This is a genomic window from Deltaproteobacteria bacterium, from assembly GCA_013151235.1.
In the GTDB taxonomy this organism is placed as follows: Bacteria; CG2-30-53-67; CG2-30-53-67; order CG2-30-53-67; family CG2-30-53-67; genus JAADIO01.
Genome location: JAADIO010000018.1, coordinates 1 through 11,417, shown reverse-complemented (window position 1 = coordinate 11,417; position 11,417 = coordinate 1). Strand labels below are relative to the sequence as shown.

Annotated in this window: 9 protein-coding genes and 1 other RNA gene; all 10 read right to left on the bottom strand. The window is 56.8% G+C overall.

Annotated features, from left to right (window positions below):
* Positions 1–1,015 (bottom strand): 1-deoxy-D-xylulose-5-phosphate synthase (gene dxs / locus GXP58_03365; GenBank protein NOY52641.1); only part of this gene is annotated, 1,015 nt, incomplete at its 3' end.
* Positions 1,015–1,917, bottom strand: coding sequence for a polyprenyl synthetase family protein (locus GXP58_03360; GenBank protein ID NOY52640.1), 903 nt, complete (start codon positions 1,915–1,917; stop codon positions 1,015–1,017). The genes GXP58_03360 and dxs, both read right to left, overlap by 1 nt.
* Positions 1,914–2,150, bottom strand: coding sequence for an exodeoxyribonuclease VII small subunit (locus GXP58_03355; GenBank protein ID NOY52639.1), 237 nt, complete (start codon positions 2,148–2,150; stop codon positions 1,914–1,916). The genes GXP58_03360 and GXP58_03355 overlap by 4 nt, the downstream gene beginning before the upstream one ends.
* 7 nt (positions 2,151–2,157) lie before the next feature.
* Complete coding sequence (locus GXP58_03350; protein ID NOY52638.1) at positions 2,158–4,701, bottom strand: DNA internalization-related competence protein ComEC/Rec2; 2,544 nt, start codon at positions 4,699–4,701, stop codon at positions 2,158–2,160.
* Entirely contained in the window at positions 4,698–5,174 is a 477-nt protein-coding gene (locus GXP58_03345) for a ComEA family DNA-binding protein (GenBank protein ID NOY52637.1), read from the bottom strand. The genes GXP58_03350 and GXP58_03345 overlap by 4 nt, the downstream gene beginning before the upstream one ends.
* A gap of 398 nt (positions 5,175–5,572) precedes the next feature.
* The gene (locus tag GXP58_03340; protein ID NOY52636.1) at positions 5,573–6,904 is read right to left on the bottom strand and encodes an exodeoxyribonuclease VII large subunit; all 1,332 of its coding nucleotides are present in this window, start codon (positions 6,902–6,904) and stop codon (positions 5,573–5,575) included.
* Between the two features lie 20 nt (positions 6,905–6,924).
* On the bottom strand, positions 6,925–7,710 hold the full coding sequence (locus tag GXP58_03335) for a TIGR00282 family metallophosphoesterase (protein ID NOY52635.1): 786 nt from the start codon (positions 7,708–7,710) through the stop codon (positions 6,925–6,927).
* Positions 7,707–9,269 (bottom strand): ribonuclease Y, encoded by a 1,563-nt coding sequence (gene rny / locus GXP58_03330; protein NOY52634.1) that lies wholly within the window; start codon positions 9,267–9,269, stop codon positions 7,707–7,709. The genes GXP58_03335 and rny overlap by 4 nt, the downstream gene beginning before the upstream one ends.
* Before the next feature lie 84 nt (positions 9,270–9,353).
* On the bottom strand, positions 9,354–10,697 hold the full coding sequence (locus GXP58_03325; GenBank protein ID NOY52633.1) for a replication-associated recombination protein A: 1,344 nt from the start codon (positions 10,695–10,697) through the stop codon (positions 9,354–9,356).
* A 498-nt stretch (positions 10,698–11,195) separates the two neighbouring features.
* Positions 11,196–11,374, bottom strand: a non-coding RNA gene (gene ssrS, locus GXP58_03320) — 6S RNA.
* Between the last annotated feature and the right edge of the window lie 43 nt (positions 11,375–11,417).

The following is an 11,417-nucleotide window of genomic DNA, read 5'->3' as shown; positions in this document are numbered from 1 at the left end:
CGATCTTCTCGTCTTCGAAGGCCAGACGGGTCAGGATCCTGCCGAAGACTTCCGTATAGGCCGGGGGGACGTCCGGTTTTTTCCGGAGGAGTCCTGTCTCCCGGTCGAAGGGTCCCACGCCGTGGAAAAGAGAAGGCCTTTCTTCGGCCGGCTCATACCCCTTTCCCTTTTGTGTCGCCACATGGACCAAGACCGGCCGGTTGAGCTTCTTCACATTTTCGAAAGTCTGAATCAACCGGTCAAAACGATGTCCTTGAATCGGTCCCACATATTCGAACCCAAGTTCCTCGAAGACCATGCCGGGAACCACCAGTCCCTTCAGGGAGTCTTCAAGCCGTTTGGCGACCTTTAACATCGACTCACCGATCCCGGGGATGTTTTTCAAAAGATTCTCGACAATCTTCTGGATGGAAACGTAGAAATCCCCCGTCATGTGCCGGGAGAGGTAGGAGGAGAGCGCCCCGACATTCGGAGAGATCGACATCTCATTATCGTTCAAGACAATAATCAGGTCCTTCTTCAAAGCACCGCCCTGATTGAGCCCTTCAAAGGCAAGACCGGCCGTCATGGAGCCGTCGCCGATCACGGCGATCACCTTGTGTTTCTCCCCTTTCAGGTCCCGCGCTTCCGCCATCCCGAGGGCCGACGAGATGGAAGTACTGCTGTGTCCCACGGTGAAGGTATCATACCGGCTCTCTTCCCGGCGGGGGAACCCGCTGATCCCGCCGAACTGTCGGAGGGTTGAAAAGGACTTGCGCCGACCCGTCAGGAGCTTATGGGCATAGGCCTGGTGCCCGACATCCCAGACAATCCGATCCCGCGGGGCATCAAAGACATAATGAAGAGCAAGGGTCAACTCGACCACGCCGAGACTGGAGGAGAGATGCCCCCCGTTGGTGGAGACGGTTTTAAGAATCTTGTCCCGGATCTCCGCCGCCAGGGAGGTCAGTTCCTCCAGGGTCAGCCCTTTCAGATCCTCGGGACTGTCAATCCGGTCCAGGTAGGGAGAGACCATTAATGAATCCTTTCCACGATGTAGCCGGCAATCGCCCGCAATGGTTCGGCCCGGCCATTAAATTCCGCGAGATCCGCCACGGCGGCGTCGATCAGTTCGTCGGCCCGGCGCCGGGATTCGGCAACTCCGTAGAGGGCGGGATAGGTTGCCTTTCCATTCTTCAGGTCGCTTCCGACCTGTTTTCCGATCACCGCTTCCTCGCCTTCAAGATCCAGGATATCATCGATGATCTGAAAGGCAAGTCCGACCCGCTCACCGTAACGGGTCAGAAACCGCAGGAACCGGTCATCGGCACCCCCGGCAATGGCGCCGACCCGCAACGAGGCCCGGATCATCGCACCGGTCTTATGGGTATGCATAAATTCCAATGTCGGCTGATCCACCTCCCCGTCCCCGGCACAGAGAAGATCGACCACCTGTCCGCCGATCATGCCCGCGGCCCCCGCCGCCGATGCAATCTCTCCCACGATGCGAAGACGATCCCGCTCCGGCAGGGAGGGCACCTCAATTTCCGTCAGGAGTTGAAAGGCATGGGTCAGAAGGGCATCCCCGGCCAGAATGGCCATCGCCTCTCCGAAGACTTTATGATTCGTCGCTTTGCCCCGCCGCAGGTCGTCATTGTCCATCGCGGGCAGATCATCATGAATCAGGGAATAGGTGTGAATCAATTCCAGGGCGCAGGCCGCGGGGAGGACATCCCCCCGGTCACCGTCGAGTGTATCACAGGCCGCCAGCGCCAGGATCGGCCGGACCCGTTTGCCCCCGGCAAAGAGACTGTACCGCATCGCACGATAGAGCGTGCCGGGAAAATGCTTTTCCGAGGGCAGCCATTGATCCAGCGCCTGATCCACCTCTTCCCGGTTCCGCTTCAGGTAGGCTGTAAGATCCAGGGACACATTCATTCCGCCGTCGATTCAAGATCAAAGGGCTCGATTTTCTCGCCCCCATCGTCATCCTTCGTCAGGATTTCTATCTTCTTCTCGGCTTCATTCAATTTATGGTGGCAAAAACGGGTCAGCCGCACTCCCTCCTCGAAGGCCTTCAAAGAATCTTCCAGAGAGAGATCCTGCCCCTCCAACTTTTCTACGATCCCCTCCAACTGCTTGAGGGCATCTTCAAACTCCTGTTTTTTCATGTGGAGATTATCTTACAGACCCATACTGAGAGTCAAGTGTAAATCCCTGCCGGAAGGAAGCCACAGCAAAGCGTTCTCCGTCCGTTGTGATCCGGATCATCCCTTCCCGGTCGGTTCGATAAATCGTCTTTTTCGGGGTCATATAACAAAGACGGCCCAGGACCTCGGCGGCAGGATGCCCGAAACGATTGTACGCCCCCACGGAGATGACGGCCGCTTCCGGCCGGACGGCATCCAGAAAGTTCGTCCTGCTCGATGTCCGGCTGCCGTGATGGCCGACTTCAAGGACCGTCGCCTTCAATTCGGAACGGTATCGCCGAATCAGTATCTTTTCCCCTTTCGCTTCAAGATCCGCCATGTCCAAGAATGAGAACCGGCCCAGCCGGATTTTCACGATCAGGGATCCGTTATTCACCGCTCCATGATCGTTCTTCCCGGAAGGTCCTTTCGCACGAAAGATTTTCAGAATCGTGTTTCCCAGGGAACAGGTCATCTCCCCGGCGCCGACATACCGCCGGGAAATCCCCCGTTCGTCAATGTCCTTCCGGAAACGACGATACATCTCAGAAGGGAAGGTCCGCCATCCTTCCCAGACTGCTCCGACCGGAAGTTCCTCCAGAATCCCCACAAGACCGTTTAAATGATCGGGATGGGGATGCGTGAGGATCATCAGGTCGATTTTCCGGACCCCCAGGGTCAGGAGGGCCGGAAGGATCAGCCTCCGGCCCACATCCCAGGAAGAGGTGTAGGAACCTCCACCGTCGATCAGCAGGGTCTTCCCGTCCGGAAGGATGGCAAGAGTCGAAGCGGCATTGCCGACATCGAGAATATCGATATGCAGCCTTCCGTCCCCCTTGTCCGTCCCCGATCCCAGAACGGCGCCTGCAAAAAGAGCGGAAAGAAGAAAAACGGAGGCCAGTCGGCAGCCTTGGCTGATCCGGGGAAGGACCAGCAAGACAAGAAGAATCAGATAAAAAAGAACGATCCACAATGCAGGGGGCGGAACGACCCAGACCGGCCGAAGCGGGCCTCTCCCGAAAAAATCGACCCCGGCAAAGAGACCTGAAATTCCGAAAGCGGTGATCTTTGCCGGATAGACCGCCAGGGACGGCGACAAGATAAAAACAAAGAAGGTCGCCATCCCGCAGGGGACGATGACAAGCCCGGTCAGCGGGACGAGGAGAAGATTCGAAACAAGTCCGGCCGGGGAGACCCGGTGAAAGACCGCCGCCGTAATCGGCAGGGTGGCGGTAAAGGCCAGAAGGGTGACTGCAAAAACCGCTCCCCCTTTGGCGATCCATTTCCATGCTCTACGACCTTCCGGGGCCGGTTTGAGGGCAAGCCGGTCATCCGGAATCCCCTCGTCCTTTGTTGCAGGAACCGCCCTCTCTTTGCGACTTCGGTCATAGAGAACCATGGCGGTCACGGCGGCAAAGGAGAGCTGAAAGTCGACGGCGAAACAGGAGGCGGGAGACCAGAGAAGAATGACAAAGGCCGCGATCAGAAGCGTGTGAAGAAGGTCCCTGCTCCGTTCCAGAATCCGGGAGAGGAGGAAGACCCCGATCATGATCGCCGCCCGGATCGTCGCCGTCCTTCCTCCCGAGAGGATCACATAATAGACGAGGAAGATCAGTGACCCGATGGACGCAAGACGGGAGGGGATGCACCAGAAACGGGATTGCCGGAGGAGACGCAAGGGGAGGAGCAAGCGGAAAAAAAGCAGGAGTAATGTATAGAAAAAGAGGACGGCAAACCCGACATGGAGCCCGGAGATGGCCAGCAGATGGGCGGCGCCGGCATCGGCAAACCTTCGACGCAGGTTCTCCCCCAGGCCGCTTCGGTCCCCCACGATCAATGCCGGAAGAAGAGACCCGACCTCCCCATTCAGGATCTTCCCGATGAAATCATGAAAGGCCCTCTTCTGTGCGAGAACGCCGGCGACCAAAGGGTTCCCACGGTTTCTTTTTAGAATTCCGACATGATTTGCGGTCGTTGCCGCCGTCAGCCGAACCCCTTTCCGGGCGAGGTATCCGGCATAATCGAAGGCGCCGGGGTTCCCGTAATTTCGGGGGGGAAGAAAACGCCCTCGAAGACAAATCCGGTCACCGTAACGAAGGCGCAGGCGCAGACTGCTTCCTGAATGTCCCTTGTGAGCATCGACGAGAGTGACCTGAATCCGCCCCGCCGCTTCCCGTCCGGCACACCGCTCGGCCTCAAGGAGAAAACGGGTCCGCTTCGCGGAAATCTCGGGGAACGAACGGATCACCCCGGTCACGGTTACGGTTTTCTCCGGAGAAATCCCGAATACCAAGGCATCGGGCGGCAGTCGATGAAGGGAGAGCGTGTAACCAAGTCCTCCCAGAAGAAAAAAAATGACCCCAACGAACAGCGGGATCAAGGAACGGCAGGGAGGAAGAAAAGCGATCAGGAAGATTCCCGTGATCAACAACAGGAGCGTCCGGGCACCGGGATGGACAACAGCCGCAAGAAGGATTCCGGCAAGATAGAAAGCGAAGACCCATGCGACCGGTTCACCGTGCAACCGCCTCATCGAAGGATCCCCCGCCGGAAGATCAACCGTGCCTTCTTTTGCCCGATCCCCGGAACGGCCATGAGATCCTCCATCGACCGGAAAGCCCCTCTTTCTTTCCGCACATCAATGATCCGCTGCGCCAGTTTCGGACCGATCCCCGGCAGGGTGCAAAGTTCCCGCAGGGGGGAACGATTCAACGAGACGGATGTAACAAAGCCGGTCTGACGATTCGGGACCCGCAGGACACTCCCGGAAAGAAGCCGGGCATCCAGGTTCAGTCTTCCGGGATCCGCGAATTCGGTCGCACCCCCGGCAGCAGAGATCGCATTGGCGACAGTCGCGTCCGACGGAAAGAAATATTCACCCGGCCGGTTCACCTCACCGATGATTTCAACCCGGCGGATAGCCGTTTTCGCGGAAGGAAGAGACAGTTGCCCGCTATCGGGCCGGGTGGAAAGAACCCGGACAACCGAGAAGAGAAAGAGAATCATGGCAGACCACCACAGGGCGGACCACGATGAAGATCGATCGTCCCTTTTGGAATACGATTTCCGGAAAGGCATGGAAGCTCCTGTCCTATCTGTTGGATTTATTCGACATCAAATCCCCCCTTGCCCCCCTTTCACAAAGTGGGGTAAAGTCATCCATCAAATATTGATGCTCTCGTAAAAAGTCGTATTCCGTTCATGGTTCGACAAGCTTCCGAGCATGGTGAGCTTGCCGAACCACACGAACGGAATATCAATCACTTACACCGTTCGCCCTGAGCACGCCTGTCCTGAGCTTGTCGAAGGAAGCCGATCGAAGGGTCGAAGGGCTTCGTGACTTTTTACGACACCATCAAATATTTCAGGCAGGTTGGAACTTCTTTAGAATGGAAAGGACGGGCTTATTCCTTAATGATCCGGTCCACGATACACTCCACCTCCCCGCGGTGGAGACGAATCCCGATCCGGTCACTGCGGGAAAGTTTCGCAACATCCCGAACGATCGCAACCTGAGGGGGATGGGTCACGACGGCATACCCGCGGGAGAGGACCTTCAGAGGACTCAGCGCCTCCAACCGGGAAGTCAGGGCATCGACATGATCCCGGCGGGGCCGGATCAACCTCGGCGCTTCCCGGCGCAGTTGCAGAACAATCCCCTGAAGATGTTCCCGCAGGACCTGTGCCCGCTGCCGCGGGTTGAGCAGCCGCAGGGAGCTTTCCACACCCTTCACCCGTTCCCGTAACAGGGCCGTCCGCCCCGCAAGCCGCCGGAAGAGAACTTCACTGAGCTCATCCACCCGTTGCTGGTACATCCCGACGGTCCGTACCGGCGCCGCACACTTTTGCGCCGAAAGTTCCACTCTTCGTCGGAGTTGTTCCAGGGACCTTCGAATCGCAAGATGAAGTCGCTGACCGATCCCTGATATTTTCTCTTCCAAATCCAGCTTGTTCCGGACCACGATCTCCGCCGCCGCCGAAGGGGTCGGGGCCCGAAGGTCCGCCGTAAAATCCGCAATGGTAAAATCGGTTTCGTGTCCCACGGCGGAGACCACGGGAATCGAGGAGGCCGCAATCGCCCGGGCGACGATCTCTTCGTTAAAGGGCCACAGGTCCTCGATCGACCCGCCTCCCCGGGCCAGGATCAGGACTTCCGGATCCCCCCGGCGGTTCAGGGACTCGATGGCGGAGGCGATTTCAGCCGCGGCCTGCTCCCCCTGGACCCGCACGGGCGAGATCAGAAGCTCCATATTCGCAAATCGACGGCCCATGACCTGGAGAATATCCCGGATGGCAGCCCCCGTGGGCGAGGTGATGATGCCGACCTTGCGGGGCAGGAGGGGGAGCACCTTCTTCCGTGCCGGATCGAAGAGCCCTTCCTGTTCCAGCCGTTTTTTGATCTGTTCAAAAGCAATATGGAGGGCGCCGACACCGAGCGGTTCCATGTAATCGACGTTGATCTGCAGATCACCCCGAATCTCGTAAAGGGTGACGTTCCCTTTGCAGAGAACCTCCATGCCGTCTTCCGGTTCAAAGCGGATATACCGTTTTTTGTGACGGAAGAAGACGGCCTGGATCCGGGCATCGGCGTCTTTGAGGGAAAAATAGGTATGACCGGACCGAGGCGTCCGGAGATTGGAAACCTCCCCGGTAACCCACTGGGCGGAGAAGGTTTGCTCCAGCGAGGTTCGAATACGGGAGATGAGTTCGTGTACGGTGAGTACGCCTTCCGGCAGGGGAAGTCTTTCCACGGGGGCTACGGCTCCTCCTCCAACTGTAATCTTCGGATCTCATTGGCCCGCCCCGTTTTCCCGTCGATATCGAGCAACACGCCGTTGAGGCGGCACGGTCCCTTTGCCGTATCAAAACGTCTCGGAATCTGATGGAGATACTTGTCGATGATGATCTCTTTCTTCACGCCGATGACGGAATTGCTCGGTCCGGTCATTCCGACATCGGTCAGGTAGGCTGTCCCCCCCGGCAGGATGGTATCGTCCGCCGTCTGCACATGGGTATGCGTTCCAAGCACGGCGCTGACCTTGCCGTCGAGAAACCATCCCATGGCGATCTTTTCGGAGGTCGCTTCGGCATGGAAATCCACCACGATGGCCGGTGTCTCCTCCCGAAGTTTCGCCACTTCGGCTTCGGCCGTACGGAAGGGACATTCAAGATCGTAGAGAAAGACCCGCCCCATGAGATTGAGAAAAGCAACCTGTTCACCGCCGGCCGTCGAAACGATACAACTGCCGTGTCCCGGCACCCCGTCCGGGTAGTTCGCCGGACGCAGGAGACTCGCCTCCGAATCGAGGAGTGGATAGATTTCCTTCTTGCTCCAGATATGATTACCGGACGTCAGGACGCTAATCTCCATCGCCTTCAACTCCTGATGGAGCTTCGGCGTCAAACCAAATCCGGAGGCCGCGTTTTCGCAATTGGCTACACAAAGATCAACCCCCAAACGTGCCACCAGACGGGGGATCATCCGTGCCACGGTCTGACGGCCCGGTTTCCCGACGATATCTCCGATAAAAAGTATTTTCATTTCGCATATTCCACGAAACGGCTCTCGCGGATCACGGTCACCTTGATCTTGCCGGGATACGCCAGTTCTTCTTCGATCTTCTTGCTGATATCCTTCACCAGCACGGCGGCCCTTTCATCGGAGACCTGTTCATTCTCCACAATGACCCGGATCTCCCTGCCTGCCTGTATGGCGTAGGACTTTTCCACGCCGTCAAACTTGTTGACGATCTCCTCCAATTTATTCAGTCGTTTGATATAGGCATCCAGACTCTCCTTCCGGGCGCCCGGCCGCGCGGCGGAGAGGGCATCGGCCGCCGCCACGAGGACCGATTCCGGACAGACCGCTTCGACATCATCATGATGGGAGGCTATGGCATTGATCACTTTTTCATCTTCGCCGTATTTCTTTGCCAGGTCGGCGCCGATCCCGGCATGGGTTCCTTCCATCTCATGGTCCACGGCCTTACCGATATCATGAAGCAGACCGGCCCGTTTCGCAAGTGCTACATTCAGGTTCAGTTCCGAGGCCATCACCCCGCAGAGATACGCCACCTCCTTGGAATGATTCAGAACATTCTGTCCATAGCTGGTCCGATATTTCAGACGTCCCAGGAGCTTGACCACTTCGGAATGGACGTTATTGACGCCCACTTCAAAGGTCGTCGCTTCTCCCTCTTCCTGGATCAACTTATCCACTTCCGCCTGAGACTTCTTGACTACTTCCTCGATACGGGCGGGATGAATCCTGCCGTCACTGACCAGCATTTCCAGGGAGCGGCGCGCCACCTCCCGGCGGATCGGATCATACCCGGAAAGAATCACCGCTTCCGGTGTATCATCAATGATCAGATCAATGCCGGTAGCCGCCTCCAGGGAGCGGATGTTACGTCCTTCACGGCCGATGATCCGCCCCTTCATTTCGTCGTTGGGAAGGTTCACCACGGAAACGGTCATCTCCGAAATAAAATCACCGGCGCAACGCTGAATCGCCAGGGCAATAATATTCTTCCCTTCCTTTTCCGCATTCAGCCGGGCGTCATCGAGGATTCGCTTCACCATCCTGGCGGACTCGAAACGGGCTTCATCTTCCATTTCCTTGATCAGCATTGTCTTGGCTTCGACGGCCGACATCCCGGAGACCCGCTCCAGCATCCGCACCTGCTCCTTCAGGGCCTGATCGTACCTGGCTTCCTTTTCCAGCACCCGTTTTTCCACCTTCTGCAGGCCCTTTTCCCGCCCTTTGACATCCTGTTCTTTCTTCTCCACCAAGGTAAAACGCTTCTCGATGTTTTCTTCCTTCTGGGCGAGACGTTTCTCCCGGGCCTGCAGCTCGTTCCGAATTTCCCTTGTTTCCTTTTCGAAATCGCTCCGGGCCTGATAGATCATCTCCTTGGCTTCAATGCGTGCCTCTTTCATGGCCTGTTCCGCCTGTTTTTTGGCGGAAGCAAGGAGAGACGCCGCGGCCTTGTCGGCATCCTTTACCTTTCGGGAATAAAACATTTTGCTGATGATCAGTCCTGCAGAAACGCCGATCACTCCGGCCAGGACGATCCATGAGATTGAATTAATGGTCGCCACCCCCTTCAATGCATAAAGATGAGAAACGGCTTCAAAAACCCTCCGCCGTCTATAGTGAAACTTCTCCCAATTAAATCCACGAAATTACCGCTCCTGTTGCTGTTCCGAACCTTTTCGCTTCCGGAGACGATCCCAGTTGAGGATCCGTTCCCGGATGTTCTTCTCATATCCCTGATCCGACGGACGATAATAGCTCCGTTTTTCCTCCAGATAGGACTGGGGGACAAAATGTCCCGGGAAATCGTGCGGATAGAGATACCCGACTCCCCGTCCCAGATCCTTTGCCCCGGAATAGTGAGTGTCCCGCAGGAAAGCGGGGATCCTCAAGCTCTTCCCCGACCGGATATCCGCCAAAGCCTGATCCACGGCGAGATAGGCGGCATTGCTCTTCGGAGCCGTCGCCACATAGGTGACGGCCTGAGCGAGCAGAATCCGCCCCTCCGGCATCCCGATCTTCTCCACACTTTGCAGGACCGCTTCCGCAACAAGGAGCGCCCTCGGATCGGCATTGCCGACATCTTCCGCCGCACAGATCACGATACGGCGGGCGATAAACCGGGGATCCTCACCGGCTTCGATCATCCGGGCCAGATAATAGACCGCAGCATCGGGATCCGATCCCCGCATACTCTTGATGAAGGCCGATGCGGTATCATAATGAGCGTCGCCGTCACGGTCATAATCGAGGGCTTTGTGCTGCATGACCTCTTCTAAAACCGTTCGTGTCAAAGACACCCGCCCCGCCGCCGGTGCCGTCGCGGACACGGCGACCTCCAGAACATTCAGGGCCTTCCGTGCATCACCGTTGGCCATCATCACCAGGTAGGCCAGTGCCTCTCCGGAAAGATCCACGGGAACCTTCCCCAGACCCCGCTTGCAATCATTCAGGGCGCGACGGATGATTCGTTCAAGGACCTCGCGATCAAGGGATTTGAACTCCAGAATCTGTGACCGGGACCGGAGGGCCGGAATGAGTGCAAAACAGGGGTTTTCCGTTGAGGCCCCGATCAGGGTAATCCGCCCGCTTTCCACATCGGGGAGGAGGGCGTCCTGCTGCACTTTATTAAAACGATGGATCTCGTCAACAAAGAGGATGGTTCCCCCTTTTCCGGCCCGGCGTCTCTCCCCGGCCCGGGCGACAACCTTGCGAATCTCGTTGACACCGGCCGTCACGGCATTCAGGCTGCAAAAGTCTCTGCCCGTCCGCCGGGCAATCAGATGGGCCAGGGCGGTTTTCCCCGTTCCGGGCGGTCCATAAAGAATCAGGGAACGAATCCGGTCATCCTCAATCGCCTGCCGCAGAGGTTTCCCCTCCCCCACAAGGTGCAACTGTCCTTCAAACTCCTCAAAACCAAGGGGTCTCATCCGCCAGGCCAGCGGTATGTCCTGAACACTCGGTTCCTGTTCTTCATCCGGGAAAAGATCCATCCGTTCTAACTCCCATCGATCCAGGCATTGGAACGATACTAAAACAATCAGGAGGTACCGGGGATCAATCTACAGGCAAAACAGGAAAAGGAAATAACTCGGAGTGCGGGGAACTTCCGGTCGGCAAACACCCCCCCGGAAGACCCGGCACGCAGGAAGGGATAGGAAATCAGGAACGATTGAAGGAAACGGGAAAGCCCTCAGTTTTCAGCAGTCCTGTACTGTAAAATACCGGACCGGCCTTTCCCGCCGAATCCAAGGGTCACCTCATACAACATGAATACAGAACCTTTACAACGGTCAAACCATTTTTTCATAAGAGAGGAAAACCTTCTTTATTCGCCGGCCATGAACTCCTTCAATCATCCTATCCAACGTCTGCGTTTGAGTGACCATCTCCGCCCGGATCAGGGTTATGACCGGTTTTGATGGTTGAATGGTTCGTATAGTTCCCTTTCCGGTAGATTGTATGACCTCTTCACTGCATCTATAATAAAAGAGGACCCCGCCTTGCCGTGTGACCGAAATTATTTGAACCTGAAAATCAGGTGGGTATCCCGTCAAAGATTTCAGGCTTCCCTGTCGCCAGGGCGTGCACACCATCTTTCGAACATAGATCCCATTCAAATATGTGTTGGCTCAAAACACATCGATCATCACCTGCAAGGCAGGGGACCATCCTGTTTGCTTACCTGTCCGTACTATACAGCAGGAAATCGG